Genomic DNA, 15,803 nt, shown 5'->3' with positions numbered 1-15,803 from the left:
TCTGCATCATTACTTTGAGGTAACTATGGAACAATTTCACGGCACCACCATCCTGTGCGTGCGCCGCGGCAAGGAAGTCGCGCTGGGCGGCGACGGCCAGGTTACGCTGGGCAATATCGTCATGAAGGGCACAGCCCGCAAGGTGCGCAAGGTCTACCAGGGCAAGGTCCTGGTCGGCTTCGCCGGGGGCACCGCCGACGCCTTCACCCTGCTCGACCGTTTTGAAGGCAAGCTGGAAAAGCACCAGGGCAACCTGCTGCGCGCCTCGGTCGAGCTGGCCAAGGACTGGCGCACCGACCGCGTGCTGCGCCGCCTGGAAGCGATGCTGCTGGTGGCCGACAGCGAATCGACGCTGGTGATCACCGGTAACGGCGACGTGCTGGAACCGGAAGACGGCGTCGGCGCCATCGGCTCCGGCGGCACCTACGCCCAGTCGGCCGCCAAGGCGCTGGTGGAGAACACGGAACTGTCGCCGGCGGAAGTCGTCAAAAAGTCACTGACCATCGCTGGTGAACTGTGCATCTACACCAATCTGAACCACATCATCGAAACACTGGATCCAGCATGAACATGACTCCACAGGAAATCGTCGGCGAACTCGACAAGCACGTGGTGGGCCAGGGCAAGGCCAAGAAGGCAGTCGCCATCGCCCTGCGCAACCGCTGGCGCCGTCAGCAGGTGGACGAGCCGCTGCGCCATGAAATCACGCCGAAAAACATCCTGATGATCGGCCCGACCGGCGTTGGCAAGACCGAGATCGCGCGCCGCCTGGCCAAGCTGGCCGATGCGCCGTTCATCAAGATCGAAGCCACCAAGTTCACCGAAGTGGGCTACGTCGGCCGCGACGTCGACACCATCATCCGCGACCTGATCGACATCGGCGTCAAGCAGACCCGCCAGGCCGAAATGGCCAAGGTGCGTGCGCGCGCCGAAGACGCCGCCGAAGACCGCGTGCTGGACATCCTGCTGCCGCCGGCGCGCGATTTCGGCTTTACGCCGCCGACCGCCACCGCCGAAACGCCGAAGGACGACAGCACCCGCCAGACCTTCCGCAAGCGTCTGCGCGAAGGCGAGCTGGACGACAAGGAAATCGAGATCGAACTGGCCGAGGCTGGCCCGCAGATGGAAATCATGGCGCCGCCGGGCATGGAAGAAATGACCGAGCAGATCAAGTCGATGTTCTCCGGCATCGGCGCGCAGCGCAAGAAAGCGCGCAAGGTCAAGATCAAGGAAGCAATGAAGTTCCTGGTCGACGAGGAAGCCGCCAAGCTGATCAACGAAGACGAGATGAAGCAGAAGGCCATTCAGAACGTCGAGCAGAACGGCATCGTCTTCCTCGATGAGATCGACAAGATCGCCTCGCGTTCGGAAGTGGGCGGCGCCGACGTGTCGCGCGCCGGCGTGCAGCGCGACCTGCTGCCGCTGGTGGAAGGCACCACCGTCAACACCAAGTACGGCATGATCAAGACCGATCACATTTTGTTCATTGCCTCGGGCGCCTTCCATCTGGCCAAGCCGTCGGACCTGATTCCCGAGCTGCAGGGCCGCTTCCCGATCCGGGTGGAACTGGAGTCGCTGTCGATCGCCGACTTCGAACGCATCCTGACCAGCACCGACGCCTGCCTGACCAAGCAGTACGAGGCGCTGCTGGCGACCGAAGACGTCAAGCTGGAGTTCGCGCAGGAAGGCATCACCCGCCTGGCGGAGATTGCCTACTCGGTCAACGAGCGCACCGAAAACATCGGCGCCCGCCGCCTGTACACGGTGATGGAAAAACTGCTGGAAGAACTGTCCTTCACGGCCAGCGGCGACAGCGGCAAAACCATCGTGGTCGATGCCGCCTATGTGAACGAGCGCCTGGATGCGCTGGCGGTCAACGAAGACCTGTCGCGCTACGTGTTGTAAGCGTTGTAGCAGAACCCTCAGCGGGCGCCGGTGGTGGCGCCCGCTCTCAGGTTATCTAGAAGTCGTAACGCAAGCCGGTGCCCAGTATCGGCGCGGTCTTTTCAATATCCGGCGTGATGCGTATCGGCATGTACGTCACATCCACTGTCAACGACACATGCGGCGTCAGCTTGTACGCCAGTCCCACGCCGGCCGTCATGGCAGTGCGCTGATAGTTGCTGTCGCCGGTTTCATACCGGTAGCGCACGGTGGACCAGGTACGATTGATACCCAGCCGGCTGGTCAGCGACCAGTTATCGCTCAGCTTGGTGGACGTGGTCCAGTTAAGGCCAATACCTTTGGTACGGATGCGCTCATCGCCAAATACAAAGCCGTCGCTCAGCACATATTTTGGGGTGTTGGCGTGCGACGTGAACACCATCAACTCCAGTGCATGCACCTGCTGCAGATCGAGCCAGGCGGTGTTGCCCACGTTGTAACCCGCGTACGCGCGGTAGATGGGACTGTCGTTGCCATTGATCCGCGCGCCGACGTCCACGCCGACGTAAGCCGGGGACTGGTCGGCCGCCATCGCGCCGCCGCTGCTCGCCACGGCGATCAACGCTGCGGCCAGTGGTTTCCATATCTTCATCGTTGCTCCGGGTGAGTATTCCAAGGCGCCGTCACTTCTACGAGAGACAGCCGGGAAAGTGTCGCCCAGTTCGAGACCATGTACTAATAGATTATTCCAAGCGCTGGTTTTCACGCCAACGGGTATCGTGTTACGATACCTTGTTATTTTTGTAAGGCGGAAATATGAGTTCACCGGAATTGCTGTTGCAAGTGCTGCGCACGCAGATGCGGGCGGCGGGCGTCACCTACAAAGTGCTGGCCGAACGGATCTCGATGAGCGAGTCCAGCGTCAAGCGCATGTTCGGCCAGCAGGATATGTCGCTGTCGCGGCTGGCACAGATCTGCAAGGCGGCCAGCATCCCGATGGAAGACGTATTGCGCGGCGCCGCCGACGCCACGCCGCAGTCGGACAGCCTGACGCTGCCGCAGGAAAAGTCGATGCTGGCCAATCCGCACCTGCTGCTGATGGCGATCTGCTGCCTGGGCCACTGGACGCTGGAACAGGTGCTGGAAACCTACGACCTGAGCGAACCCGAATGCATCATGCTGCTGGCCGAGCTGGACCGCCTGGGGCTGATCGAACTGAAGCCGCTGAACCGCTACCGCCTGCGCGTCTCGAACGCCTTCCGCTGGCTGCCGGACGGCCCGGTGCAGCAGTTCTTCCGCGAGCACGCGGTGGACGACTACTTCAGCGGCAGCTTCAACGGCGCCGGCGAAACGCTGCTGTGCCTGCCCGCCAGGCTGTCGCAACCGAGCGCGCAGGAACTGGTCGGCCGCATCCAGCAACTGGCCGGCGAACTGGCGCGCCTGCACCAGAGCGACCGCCGCCTGGCGCCAACCGAACGCGATGGTTTTACATTACTGGTAGGATTCCGTTCCTGGGAATTCGCAGCGTTCACCGCGCTGCGCCGTACAGCACCATCCAAATCGACCGCATGAAAATCGCAACCCTCATCAGCCTGGCCGGCACCGTCACCTGTTCCGGCGTCTTCACCGCACAAAAACAATGGATGATGGCGGCCGCCTTCATCTGCATGACCATCTACACCTTGCTGGACCGCGTGATCCACCTCGGCTTCATTCCGCCGCTGGTGGTCACCGCCTTCCCGGTGGTGGCGCTGGTGCTGGTGCTGTACGAAGTGCTGCGCAAGGTGGTGGCTAAATAGTGTTCGTCACGGTCGCTATCGACAGCGCCATTCTGGCCGGCAATCCGCTGGGCGATCCAGCGCGCCGCCGCATTGGCGTCTACCTGCCGCCGGGTTATGAACACGGCACGCAGCGCTATCCGGTCGCGTATGTGCTGGTCGGCTTCAACAGCCGCGGCACCATGCTGATGAACGAATCGCCGTGGGATGAAAATATCGCGCAGCGCATGGACCGGCTGATCGCCAGCGGCGCCGTGCAGCCGATGATACTAGTGATGCCGGACTGCCTGACGCGCTACGGCGGCAGCCAGTACATCAACTCCAGCGCCATCGGCCATTACGAAGACCATCTGCTGCAAGAGCTGGTGCCGTTGATCGACAACAGCTACCGCACCATCGCGCAGCGCGACTACCGCGCCGTGGTGGGCAAAAGCTCCGGCGGCTATGGCGCCGTGATGCTGGCCATGCGCCAGCCGCAGGTGTTTGGACTGGCCGCGTCGCACAGCGGCGACCTGTATTTTGAACTGTGCTACAAGCCCGCCTTCATCGCCTGCGTGCGCGAGCTGCAACGGCGCGACGGCGATCTGGCCGGTTTCCTGCGCGATATCCACATGATCCGCCCCCGCGATGCGGCGTCTCACACGCTGCTCAATACCATCGCCATGGCCAGCTGCTACTCGCCCAATCCGGCGTCGCCGCATGGCTTCGACCTGCCGTTCGACCTGCATACCGGCGAAATCATCGACGCGGTGTGGCAACGCTGGCTGCAATGGGACCCGGTGCATCTGGTGGGGCAGCACGCGGAAGCGCTGCAATCACTGAAGCTGCTGTTCATTGATGCCGGCCGGCGCGATGAATTCAACCTGCAATTCGGCGCGCGCATCTTCTGCGAAAAGCTGAAGCAGCACGGCATCGCCCACGTGCATGAAGAATTCGACGACGGCCATCTGAACATCCCCTACCGCTACGACGTCTCGTTGCAGCGCATCTCCGAGGCCATGGGGAGGCTATGAACAAACTGCTGCTTGCCCTGCTGCTGGCAACACCGGTCGCCCACGCCACCGAGTGGACCGCGTTTCGCTGGGAGAGCTTCGGCGCCTTTCCGCATGCGGCGCTGATGCTGCCGGCAAAGGTCGATAACGTGGCCTGTTTCGTGCAGCTCGATACCGGCGCCAATGGGCGCTTCATTCCTTCCGGCCGCGCCGTCGCCGATGCGCCGGGCCGCGATGTCGCCATCGAGATCGGCCACCACACCGTTACGGCGCGGGTGCCGCAGGCGGTGCTGGCCGCGCTGCCTGCCAGCGGCGACTGCCACGCCGGCACGGTCGGCAATGCCTTCTTCGAAAACGGTTCGCTGATCCTCGACCTGAAACACGCGCGCTTCGCCTACAGCGATGACGCCGTCCTGCGCGACGACAGCGCTGCCGCCCCCATCAAGTACGTGCATCAGCAAGGCTGGGATGGTGGCCACATCGTCGTGCCGATCGCGCTGCCGGGACAGACGCCGCAAGAGGCCATGTTCGATAGCGGCGCCGCACTGTTTACCTTCACGCCATTCAAGCAGTCGCTGTATGAAGCGCTGCGTGGCGCCGATAGCCAGCCACTCAGCGCGCCCAGCTGGGGCAACGAAATCAGCTGCCAGACCAGCCGCCTGACCACGCCGCTGCGCGTCAGCCAGTACACGCTGGACAGCGGCATACTGGGGCACTGCAAGATGGAAGTCGGCATCGGCATGCCGCTGGCCGGCATCGTCGGCCTGGCCGGCTTTGCGGAACAGACCATCACCATCGACTATCCGTCCCGCAAGTGGAAGGTCACCAGATAGGACCGAGGAACAGATAGGCGCTGCTGTTGCCGCCCTTGGTGGTGCCGGCGCCAAAGTACAGCGGCCCGAAACGCGTGTCAACGGCGATAAAGCCGCTGGCTGCATTCTTCAGCTTACCCCAGCGCAGCGGGTCGGTCGGGCTGTACGCGCCACCGGCTTCCAGCGAGAAGCCGAGCCGCACATCGCCGCCCAGCGCGGCCGGCATGGCGCCGATGCTGCGCGCCATCACCACCCGTCCCAGCACGGTGCGGCTGCCCACCACCGACTCCGGCGTGGTGCCGGACAAGCGCAGGAAGCCGCCCAGATTATTATCCGCAGCGCCGCCCTGGCTGCGCGCCCATTCGGCATACACATGGCCCGCCCAGCGGCCGACGTGGAAGGCCTCTAGGCCTTTTACCTGCTGCTGCGCCGGTACTGCCGCCGCCACGTCGTTGGCATGCAGGGCGCGCTGCCAATCGAGGCTGAACAAGGTGCCGCGCGTGGGGAAGGCGATTGTGTCCAGCGTGTCGACGTTGAAGCTCAGCGTCTGCACTGTCTGCGACACATGCTGCCTGGTCAGATCCTCGGGGATCGTGTAGTGGGCATTGCTGTTGGTGCGTGCCACTGTATAGCGCAGATCGCCCCAGCGGCCCAGCTGCCGTCCCAGCGCGATCTGGGTCGAGGTGTAGTCGTAGGCGTAGCGCGCCTGCCGCAAGCCGTTATTGTTGAAGATGTCGGTGGCGCCGGACGCAAATTCCAGCGTCGGCGCCACATACCATTGCGATCCCGCGCCCAGCGGCTGCCAGAACTGGTTACTCAGCACACGCGCCGTGCCCACCCGCGCCGTGGTGCGCAACTCGGCGCCCCAGTCGTTCAGCGACGACAGCACATGCAGCGCCTTGATCTCAAAGGCGTTGTTCTCGCTGAAGTCACTATTCAGCTCGAGGCCCACGCGCAGGCGGCTGTGCGCCCATTCGGCCTCGGTAGGCTTGATCAGCACACTGCGGCCGCTTTCGTCGTCGCGCACCTCGGTCTCCACGCGCGCCAGGTCGCCGCGTCCGAACAGCTGGTTGCCGGCCGCCGTCGCCTGCTCGCTGGTGACCATTTGGCCGATCTTCAGGCCCGATTGCACTTCCAGTTCCTTTGGATTGATGCGGCCACTCGGTGCCACTTCCAGTTTGGTCAGCAGCACCGGCTGGTCGATCGCCACCGGCGCCGACAGACGCTTCACCTCATAGGCGGCATACTGCGCTTCCGGCAAGGCCAGCTTGACCAGCTTCTCGCTCATGGCGCGCACCGCCGCTTCGCCCTCCTTCATGGCGCGGTCGTAACGGCCAAAATCCAGGAAGCCGATGCCGCCCAAATTCGGCTGCACCAGGATATCGCTGGGGCGCAGCTCCTTGAGCGAACGCTGGACGTTTTGCTCGGTGAGGATTTGCAGCATCTGCTGCGCCACGCTGACTGCGCTCACCAGTTCCTTCTCCGGCGCCAGCGGCGTGCCGACGTTGACGGCGATGATGATGTCCGCGCCCATCTCGCGCGCCACGTCCACCGGCAGGTTGCGCACCAGGCCACCATCCACCAGCAGGCGCTGATTGACGCGCACCGGCGCAAACACGCCCGGCACCGCCAGCGAGGCGCGCATCGCCAGGAACAGCGGCGCGTCGCTCAGCTCCACCAGTTCGCCCGTCACCAGGTCGGAAGCGACCGAGCGGAAAGGCAGTTGCAGCAGGTTGGCCGGCTTGTCGCGGGTGCCGGACGGCAGGATGCTGGTCAGCGCCAGTTCCAGCGCCTCATTGCCGGCGGCGGCGGGCGGCAGCGAGACGCCGTCTTCATGCACGCCGAATTCAATCCGCGACGGCAGCAGCAGGTCTTCCTCGCGGCGGCGATAAATCAGTTCATCGCGCGGCGGACGGTCGGCCACCACGGCGTTCCAGTCGGTGCGGCGCACCAGCAGCTCCAGCTGCTCGACCGAACTGCCGGCCGCATAGGCGCCGCCAACCACGCTGCCCATGCTGGTGCCAACCACAAAGTCCACCGGAATGCGCAGCTCCTGCAAGGCGCGCAATACGCCAATGTGGGCAAAGCCGCGCGCGCCACCGCCGGACAGCACCAGCGCGATCTTCGGCCGCGGCTTGACGCTGGCGTCCGGCGCGACGGAGGTGGCGTTGGGCTGCTGCGGCGCCGGTGCACCAGGTGCAGCCAATGCGGCAGACAAGAAAAAGCCGCAGCATAAAGCTGCGGCCAGCGTGCGGATAAAAGCCATGGGCTTGTCCTACTGACGATCGTTGGATGGAATGGGCGGAATCCCCATCGGCGCGATGGGCCGCTGTGCGCCGTTCTGCGGCTGCGCCGGCACCTGGGGCTGCGACTGCACTGCCGGTTGCGCCATCTGCGGAATTTGCGTCGACGTCGGCTGGATCGGCTGCATGCCCGGCTGGGCGACCGGGCTTGCCTGGCCAGGCATGACTGCCGGCCCGCTGGACACGCCGATATCGCTCGGCAGGTCGACGCGCTTGTTCACGCCGCCCTCGGACAGGATCACATGCTTGGCATGCACTTCCTTGACCGTCACGCCCGGCACCACTTCCTTGCCGATGGCGACCGACATCGCCGGCTTGCCGTCCACCGCGATAATGGCCGCGCTGTCTTCACCGCGCGCCGCCACCACGCCTTTCAGCTGGTAGTTGCTGACCGCAGCCACCATCACCTGGCCGCCGAACAGGCCCTTGGCCGCATCGACGTTGATGCCCATCGGCGGCGGCGCCGGCGGCGCGGCAATCGCGCGCTGCTGCGGTTTGAACAACTGCAGTCCCCAATAAGCCAGCGATGCGGACAGCAGCACCACGGCGAGAACAGTAACGATTAAGGGCAAACGCTTCATGGTGTCCTTGTTGTATTCCTGACGATCAGCGTACCAGCTGATTGATTTCGATAATAGGCATCAGCACCGCCAGCACGATCAGCAGCACCACCACGCCCATGGCGAGGATCAGCACCGGCTCCAGCAGGCCCGCAATCGTCAGGGTGCGGCGCTCCAGATCGGCTTCCTGCGCGGCGGCGGCGCGGTCCAGCATGGCCGGCAGCTCACCCGTGATTTCGCCGGCGCGGATCATGTGGATCAGCATCGGCGGGAAGTGCTTCTGCGCCGACAGTGCGCGCGCGAGGCTCACGCCCTCGCGCACGCCGTCGCTGGCTTCTTCCACCAGCTCCTGCATGGCGACGTTGTTGAGCGTATCGCGGCTGGTTTCGAGCGCGCGCAGGATCGGCACGCCGGAGCCGGTGGTAATCGCCAGCGTGCTGGCGAAGCGCGCGGTGTTTAGACTGCGTTCGAATTTGCCGTACATCGGCGCGGTCAGCAGCCAGGTATGCCAGCGCCGCTTCAGCACCGGATTTTGCAAGGCGCGCCGCCAGCCGAACCAGGCGCCGATCAGCGCGATGGCGACGACGATGCCGTAGTGCCGAACGAAGTCCGACACCGCCAGCATGACGATGGTCAGGAACGGCAGCTTCTGTTTAGTGTTGGCGAACACCGAGACGATCTGCGGCACCACATAGGTCAGCAGGAATATCACGATGGAGAACGCCACCACCGTAACGATGGCTGGATAGGTGAACGCCAGCTTCACCTTCGACATCAGTGCATTGCGGCGCTCGATGTAGTCGGCAAGGCGCGACAGCACGCGCGACAGCTGTCCGATCTGCTCACCCGACGCCACCAGCGCGCGGTAGATTTCGGCGAAATCGCGCGGATGGCGTCCCAGCACGGCAGACAGCGAATCGCCGCCGATCACTTCCGAGCGCACCGAGGCAATCAGGTCGCGCAGGTACGGGCGCTCGGCCTGCTCCAGCAAGGCGGTAAACGCCTGCTCCAGCGGCAGGCCGGCTTCCAGCAAACTGGCCAGCTGGCGCGTGAACAGCGCCAGCTCGTTCGACGTCAGGCGCTCGCCGAAGCCGCGGCTTTTGGCGGCGCCGGACGAATCGACTTGCGCGGCGATGGCGTCGACCTTGAGCGGCACCAGTCCCTGCACGCGCAACTCGGCGCGCGCGGAACGGGCGCTGTCCGAATTGAGCACACCTTTTTTGGTGGCGCCGCCGGCATCGACGGCTTCATAACGAAATGCTGGCATGGTTGTTCGCCTAGTCCTTGGTCACGCGCATCAACTCGGCCTGGGTGGTGACGCCTGCCGCCAGCCAACGTTCGCCATCGTCGCGCATGGTCTGCATGCCGTCGCCGACAGCGACCGTCTTGATCTCGGCTTCCGATGCGCGGTTGTGGATTTGCGCGCGGATCTGCTCCGTGGTCTCCAAAAATTCGTACACGCCCACCCGGCCCTGGTAGCCGGTGTGGCCGCAATGTTCGCAGCCGACCGCGTGCCACAGCGTGCCGTCGAAGGTCTTGCAGCTCGGGCACAGCTTGCGCACCAGGCGCTGCGCCAGCACGCCGAGCAGCGTGGACGACAGCAGGAACGGCTCGATGCCCATGTCCAGCAGACGCGTGACGGCGGCGGCGGCGTCGTTGGTGTGCAGCGTGGCCAATACCAGGTGGCCGGTCAGCGAAGCCTGCACCGCGATCTGCGCGGTTTCCAGATCGCGGATCTCACCGATCATGATCACGTCCGGGTCCTGGCGCAGGATGGCGCGCAGGGCCTTGGCGAAGGTCATGTCGATGCGGGTATTGACCTGCGTCTGGCCAACGCCGGCGAGGTCGTACTCGATCGGGTCTTCCACCGTCATGATATTGGTGGTGGAGGCGTTCAGCAGCGCCAGCGCAGCGTACAGCGTGGTGGTTTTACCGGAGCCGGTCGGACCGGTCACCAGCACGATGCCGTGCGGCTGGTTGATGATGGCGTCGAACTTCGGCAGCATGGTCTCGCTCATGCCGAGGTGGTTCAGGTCGAGGCGATTGGCCTCCTTGTCCAGCAGACGCAGTACCGCGCGTTCGCCGTGGCCGGTCGGCAGCGTAGAGACGCGCACGTCCACCGGCTTGCCGCCAATGCGCAGCGTGATGCGGCCATCCTGCGGCAGGCGTTTTTCAGCAATGTCCAGCTGCGCCATGATCTTGATACGCGAGATCAGCGAACCGTGGATCGCCTTGCGTGGACGGACGATGTCGCGCAGCGTGCCGTCGACGCGGAAGCGCACCACCGAGGTTTGCTCGAACGGTTCGATGTGGATATCGGAAGCGCCATCGCGCAGCGCCTGCGTCAGCAACGCGTTGATCATGCGGATCACCGGCGCGTCGTCAGACGATTCCAGCAGGTCTTCAATCGCTGGCACGTCTTGCAGCAGCTTGGTCAGATCGAGGTCGGCGTCGAATTCCTCGGCCACCATGGAAGCGTTGCCGCCGGAGCTGGCGTAGGCCGCAGCGATTGCGGTTTCGAGGTCGGCGCGCGTCATGCTCTTCAGCTGGATGCGGCCGAAACGACGCGACACCTCGGCGATGGCGGCCGGCGCGGTGGCGCCGCAGACCAGCACGTCGACGGTGCCTTCGGCATCCTCGCTGTGCTGGGCCAGCACCACGAAATCGCGGGCGAAGGCGTAAGGAAGAAGATTGCTCATATTACTGCTGCACTGGCTGAGGTACTGGCTGGATCGACGCACCGCCCGGCAGACGTGCAGGCAGCGGCGCTGGCGGCACCGGTGCGGCAATCCCACCGCCGCCGGCTGGCGCGCCGTTCTTCAGCTCCGGCAGCACCGGCTGGCCCAGGTCCTTGACCAGCACACCCTCCGGTGGCGCGATGTTCTGCTGCTGGTCGCGCATGTAGTCGTAGCGGTCGGTGGCAAGGCTGATGCTTTGTTCCTTGTTGCGGATCACGACCGGACGCAGGAACACCATCAGATTGGTCTTGGTACGGGTGCGGCTCTGGTACTTGAACAGATTGCCGATGATCGGCAGACTGCCCAGGCCAGGCACTTTGTCGTTGCCGTCGCCGACGGTATCCGAAATCAGCCCGCCCAGCACGATGATCTGGCCATCGTCAGCGATCACGTTATTCTCGATCACGCGGTTGTTCAGCGTGATGCCGGAAGCGGCGGTCAGCGTCGACTTATCCACGCTGGAGGTCTCGTGGTAAATCGCCAGCTTGATGGTGCCGCCTTCGGAAATCTGTGGTCGCACTTTCAGCGTCAGGCCGACGTCCTTGCGGTCGATGGTCTGGAACGGATTGCTGTTGGTGCCCGAAGTGGTGGTGAACTGGCCAGTCAGGATCGGCACGTTCTGGCCGACGCGGATCGTCGCCAGTTCGTTATCCAGCGTGATCATGTTCGGCGTCGACAGGATGTTGGCATTGGCGTCCGATTCCAGCGCGTGTGCCAGAAAGCCCAGGCCACTCTTGTTGAACAGGCCAAGCGAGAAGCCGTTGCTCGGCAGGACAGTACCCTTGCCGGCGTAGATCGAGGTCAGGTTATTGGTGGTGCCGCCGGTGGTGAACGATTGCAGCACGCCGACCCGCGTACCGCTGTCGGAGTTGCCGGAGGCGCCGGCCCACTGCACGCCGAATTCCGCCGCTTTGTCGGACGTGACTTCGACGATCAGCGATTCGATGTAGACCTGCGCGCGGCGCACGTCCAGCTGGTCGATCACGGCGCGCAGGTTGCGGTACACCGATTCCGGCGCGGTGATGATCAGCGTGTTGGTGGTGGCGTCGGCCTGGATGTAGCCGGCGCTGCCGCCACTGCCGCCTTGCTGCTGCTGGTTGTTGTTACCGGTTAGCAGGGGGTTGCTCGGCCCGGAGCTGCCGCTGCCGGAACCGCTGGTGCTGGAGCTGCTGCTGGAACTGTTATTGTTGAAGCTATTGCTGCCGCTGCTGTTCTGCGCATTGGTGCCGCTGCCGCTGTTGTTGGTCTGCGCGGTATCGCCGGACACCACGGAGCGCAGCGTCTGCGCCAGCTTGGTGGCTTCGGCGTTCTTCAGGTAGACCACGTGCACATTGCCCAGTTCCTGGGTCGGCTGATCCAGCTTGGCGATCAGCGACTTGGCCAGGTTGGCGCGCGCCTGCGATGGCGCGCGCAGGATCAGCGCATTGGTGCGCGGATCGGCCAGCACGCTGACCTTGCCGGAATCGCCGCCACTGGCGCCGCCGCTGCTGCCGTCCAGCAGTTTGTTCATCATCACCGCCAGGTCGGTGGCGATCGCGTAGCGCACCGGGATCACATCCAGGTCGGTGACCGCCGGCGCATCCAGCGCGGCGACGATCTTCGCCAGGCGCTTGACGTTGTCGGCATAGTCGGTAACCACCACGCTGTTGTTGCCCGGGTTGGCGTTGACGGTGTTGTTCGGCGAGATCAGGGGGCGCAGCACCGTCACCACATTGGCGGCCGACTCATAATTCAGGTGGAAGATCTGGCTGATAATCTGGTCGCCCTTGGCGGCAGGCTGCATGCCGATCTGGGTGGGACTGGCTTGCAGCTTGGCTTCCGCTTCCGGCACCACCTTGGCGAAGCCGTCGCCGCTGACCACCGCAAAGCCATTCAGGCGCAGCGCGGACGTCAATAGCGCAAACGCCTGCGACTTGGTCACCGGCTTTTCCGACACCACCGTCAACGTGCCTTTGACGCGCGGATCGATGACGAAGGTGATGTTGGTGTAGTGGCCCACCGCCTTGATGACCGACTCGATATCGGCGCCGACAAAATTCAGTGCCGCGTCATCCGCGGCGGCTTGCGCCTGCAAGGGCAACAGCAACATGGCGGCGGTGGGCGCGGCGCTGATCGCACAGCACAGCATCGCACCTACGCTCAGGCGGCGCAGCGCAGGAAGACGGGATTTGCTCATGGACTGATTTTTCATAGTCGGACTTTAATTTAGTGGAACTCTAATGCGATGACGTTACGATCACTACCTGGCTTGCGCTGGCCCAGCAAATTCAATAGATTGGCCAGCGTCTCTTCGTATCCCTGTGCTGCCTCGGCCTGCCCGGAAAACTGCAGGCGGCCGTTGTTCAAATTGCCCCGGCCACTCAGCAGCAGCGGCCCTTTGACGGAATCCAGCGCCAACTGCGCCTGCTGGCCGTGCCAGTCCAGCGCCAGCGTGTAGCTGCCCAGTGGCCGGATCGACGACAGGCGCGAGGCCATGTCGGTCATCTCCAGCGTGGTGCGGCCGTTGATGCTGGCCTGGCGGTTTTCCAGCGCCAGCTCCAGCCCGGTCCACGACAGCCGCATGGCGCCGCTCGGCGCCAGCGTATTCAATGGCGCGCCCAGGCCGGACAAGCCTTCCGCCGGCAGCAGCAACGCCGACGGACTCAATTGCCAGTGCGACCAGCTGCCGCGGAACGTCACCGGCTGCGCCAGCGCTTCCGGATTCTCCAGCTGCAGCTCGACCATGCCGATCAGCGACAGCGGCGAAATCTTCCAGCTGAAGCGACCCGGCAGCAGCGGCGTGACCGGGCTGTTATTGCCCGCCGCGCCGCCGATGAAGGCCGAACCGCGCCACAGCGTACCTTGCGCATCCCCCAGCGTCAAACGGCCGCCCGTTCGCGATTCAACGATGGAACCGAGCCACGCCGCCGGAAAGAATACCAGCAGCGTGATAGCCATCGTCAGCGCAATGGTCAGCAACCATAGCATGGCGCGCTTCATCGGACTCCCTGGCGCAGCGTCAGCGTGCCGTTCACCACGCCCGCCGTGTCCTGCGCGGTAAAACTGGCGTCCACCACGCTGATGCGGCTTTCGGTGCGGATCGCGTCCAGCCACGCCACGATGCCGGCATATTGCGCGCCGTTGAATTGCAGCTTGGCGTATTCGCCGGTGACGTTGAGCGACTGCGGATTGAGGCCGCGCGCGGTCAGGCCGGTGCTCAAGGTTTCACGCGTCATCGGCGTCGGCGCGATGGTGTTCTGCCCTTGCAGCGCCTGCGCTTCACGCGCCATCCCCTGCATCTCGGCGGCCTGCTGGTGCAGCTGCGGCAGTTGCTTGTGCAACTGGTCAGTGCCGCTGACGGCCGGATCGACGGCGATGCTGTAGAACAGCGCCAGGCCGATGACGATGCCGCCGATGCGCAGCAGCTTGCGTTCCTGCTCGGTGCGCACCTGCCAGAAGGCGTCGGCGCGCGCGCGCAGCGTGTTCAATGGATTCGGCTTGCTCATGATTTTCCTCCAGCGCTAAGCGGCTGGATCTTCCAGGCGCCCGGCACCGGCTCCTGCATATCCAGCTTGCGGCCGGCCAGGGCGGCGCGCAGTTGCTGCACCGCCGTCCCGTCCACGGTATTCGGTTTGACCTTGATCAGCAATGCATGGTCCTTGTATTCCAGCGAGGCGATGATGTCCTTGCGTGGCAGGACGTTCATGGCTTCGCCAAAGGCTGCGCTCAGGGTGACGAATTCGTCGCCGCCCGCTTCGCCGCTGCTGGCTTTCGCCAGGCGGATATTGCGCTGCATCTGTTCCAGCGGCGCCGCCACCAGCGGTTCTTTCGGATAGACCGATTTGAAGGTCTGTGTCATCGACTGGCTGACGGCCTTGGCTTCGCCCTTGAGGCGCATCCATTCGATATTTACGCCCACCACATTGATCAGCACCGCTAGCACGGCGATGCGCACCGGCCAGCGCCAGCGCTGCCACGCGCGCGCCGAGGCGCCGTTGTTGCCCAGCGCCGGCGCCAGGTCCAGCCCCGCGCTGCGCGCGCCGGCTACCCAGTGCGCCCAATGGTCCTCTTCCAGCGTCAGATGCGCAATCTCGGCAGCCAGCGGCGCCAGTTGCGCTCTCTGCGCGGCCGACACGTACAGCGTAACCGGCTGCTCGCCGGCCAGCACACGCAACGTTTGCAGCGCGGCTTGCGGCTGCGCCGGCAGCGTCATACCCAAGCCTTCAAACTGCGACTGGCGCATCACCAGGTCGAAACCGGCGTCGCCCGGCACCAGCGCGGCCGAGACGGCGCCCGGCTGGAACGGCAGGCACAATTGCGACGGCATCACCGACACCGCCTGCGCGCCCTGCGCCAGCAGCGCCTTGACCAGCACTTCCAGCCACGCGCGCTGCACCACGGCCACGGTGCGCATGCCTTCGTCGTCGGCGGCGGTGGCGGCCAATACGCAATCAGCCGGATCGCCCAGCACCTGTTCTTCCACCAGCGCCGGCAAGGCCGCCTTCAGCTTGGCGCCTGACAGCGGCGGCGTTTTCATGCGCAGCAGCGCGGTGTCCGATGCCGCCAGCAGCAGCGTCACCCGGCGTGCCGCCGCCACCATGTCGCCCAGGTTGCCCAGCGGCGCCGCGCCTTGCTGCAGCAGGTTGCCGCCGTCGCCCACCAGCGCGAACGCGCAGGTCTGGGCCGCGCCGCTGTCGACGCTGGCCTTGGCCGGATAGCGGATGATTAGTGTAGTCAAAGGATCTCGCTTTCGTTCA

Annotated in this window: 15 protein-coding genes; 6 read left to right on the top strand and 9 right to left on the bottom strand. The window is 64.6% G+C overall.

Going from position 1 to position 15,803, the window contains the following annotated elements; translation table 11 throughout:
- The first annotated feature begins 25 nt into the window (after window positions 1–25).
- A complete protein-coding gene (gene hslV, locus HH213_RS12505) occupies window positions 26–568 on the top strand; it encodes an ATP-dependent protease subunit HslV (RefSeq protein ID WP_090189186.1) in 543 nt (180 codons plus the stop codon).
- A complete protein-coding gene (gene hslU, locus HH213_RS12500; RefSeq protein ID WP_169112453.1) occupies window positions 565–1,905 on the top strand; it encodes an ATP-dependent protease ATPase subunit HslU in 1,341 nt (446 codons plus the stop codon). The genes hslV and hslU overlap by 4 nt, the downstream gene beginning before the upstream one ends.
- Before the next feature lie 55 nt (window positions 1,906–1,960).
- On the opposite strand, the gene HH213_RS12495 is transcribed toward hslU, so the two are convergent.
- Entirely contained in the window at window positions 1,961–2,536 is a 576-nt protein-coding gene (locus tag HH213_RS12495) for an outer membrane beta-barrel protein (RefSeq protein ID WP_110846270.1), read from the bottom strand.
- Between the two features lie 164 nt (window positions 2,537–2,700).
- Here HH213_RS12495 and HH213_RS12490 point away from each other — a divergent pair, with 164 nt between their 5' ends.
- Genes HH213_RS12490 through HH213_RS12475 form a run of 4 tightly spaced genes read left to right on the top strand, consistent with a single transcriptional unit; the run spans window position 2,701 to window position 5,487 of the window.
- A complete protein-coding gene (locus tag HH213_RS12490) occupies window positions 2,701–3,456 on the top strand; it encodes a helix-turn-helix domain-containing protein (protein ID WP_169112452.1) in 756 nt (251 codons plus the stop codon).
- The gene (locus HH213_RS12485) at window positions 3,453–3,683 is read left to right on the top strand and encodes a hypothetical protein (protein WP_161047551.1); all 231 of its coding nucleotides are present in this window, start codon (window positions 3,453–3,455) and stop codon (window positions 3,681–3,683) included. The genes HH213_RS12490 and HH213_RS12485 overlap by 4 nt, the downstream gene beginning before the upstream one ends.
- Window positions 3,683–4,675 (top strand): alpha/beta hydrolase, encoded by a 993-nt coding sequence (locus HH213_RS12480; RefSeq protein ID WP_217363512.1) that lies wholly within the window; start codon window positions 3,683–3,685, stop codon window positions 4,673–4,675. The genes HH213_RS12485 and HH213_RS12480 overlap by 1 nt, the downstream gene beginning before the upstream one ends.
- Complete coding sequence (locus tag HH213_RS12475) at window positions 4,672–5,487, top strand: hypothetical protein (protein ID WP_169112451.1); 816 nt, start codon at window positions 4,672–4,674, stop codon at window positions 5,485–5,487. The genes HH213_RS12480 and HH213_RS12475 overlap by 4 nt, the downstream gene beginning before the upstream one ends.
- Here the strand turns inward: HH213_RS12475 and HH213_RS12470 are convergent.
- From HH213_RS12470 to gspL, 8 genes are read right to left on the bottom strand one after another with little or no spacing between them, the layout of a single operon-like run.
- Complete coding sequence (locus tag HH213_RS12470) at window positions 5,477–7,732, bottom strand: patatin-like phospholipase family protein (RefSeq protein WP_169112450.1); 2,256 nt, start codon at window positions 7,730–7,732, stop codon at window positions 5,477–5,479. The two genes, HH213_RS12475 and HH213_RS12470, sit on opposite strands and share 11 nt — an antisense overlap.
- A gap of 9 nt (window positions 7,733–7,741) precedes the next feature.
- Window positions 7,742–8,350: a type II secretion system protein N gene (locus HH213_RS12465; protein WP_169112449.1), complete on the bottom strand. Its 609-nt coding sequence runs from the start codon at window positions 8,348–8,350 to the stop codon at window positions 7,742–7,744.
- A 25-nt stretch (window positions 8,351–8,375) separates the two neighbouring features.
- A complete protein-coding gene (gspF, locus tag HH213_RS12460) occupies window positions 8,376–9,596 on the bottom strand; it encodes a type II secretion system inner membrane protein GspF (protein WP_169112448.1) in 1,221 nt (406 codons plus the stop codon).
- Between the two features lie 10 nt (window positions 9,597–9,606).
- Window positions 9,607–11,028, bottom strand: a complete 1,422-nt coding sequence (gene gspE / locus HH213_RS12455) for a type II secretion system ATPase GspE (protein ID WP_169112447.1) — start codon at window positions 11,026–11,028, stop codon at window positions 9,607–9,609.
- 1 nt (window position 11,029) lies between these two features.
- The gene (gene gspD, locus HH213_RS12450; RefSeq protein WP_169112446.1) at window positions 11,030–13,258 is read right to left on the bottom strand and encodes a type II secretion system secretin GspD; all 2,229 of its coding nucleotides are present in this window, start codon (window positions 13,256–13,258) and stop codon (window positions 11,030–11,032) included.
- A gap of 14 nt (window positions 13,259–13,272) precedes the next feature.
- Window positions 13,273–14,046 carry a type II secretion system protein N gene (locus tag HH213_RS12445; protein WP_169112445.1) on the bottom strand — a complete coding sequence of 258 codons (774 nt, stop codon included), beginning with the start codon at window positions 14,044–14,046 and terminating at the stop codon, window positions 13,273–13,275.
- Window positions 14,043–14,552 carry a type II secretion system protein M gene (locus HH213_RS12440; RefSeq protein ID WP_110846260.1) on the bottom strand — a complete coding sequence of 170 codons (510 nt, stop codon included), beginning with the start codon at window positions 14,550–14,552 and terminating at the stop codon, window positions 14,043–14,045. The genes HH213_RS12445 and HH213_RS12440 overlap by 4 nt, the downstream gene beginning before the upstream one ends.
- Window positions 14,549–15,784, bottom strand: coding sequence for a type II secretion system protein GspL (gspL, locus tag HH213_RS12435; RefSeq protein ID WP_169112444.1), 1,236 nt, complete (start codon window positions 15,782–15,784; stop codon window positions 14,549–14,551). The genes HH213_RS12440 and gspL overlap by 4 nt, the downstream gene beginning before the upstream one ends.
- Between the last annotated feature and the right edge of the window lie 19 nt (window positions 15,785–15,803).

This window comes from Duganella dendranthematis, from assembly GCF_012849375.1.
Lineage (GTDB): Bacteria > Pseudomonadota > Gammaproteobacteria > Burkholderiales > Burkholderiaceae_D > Rugamonas > Rugamonas dendranthematis.
This window is presented reverse-complemented; position numbering and strand designations above follow the sequence as displayed.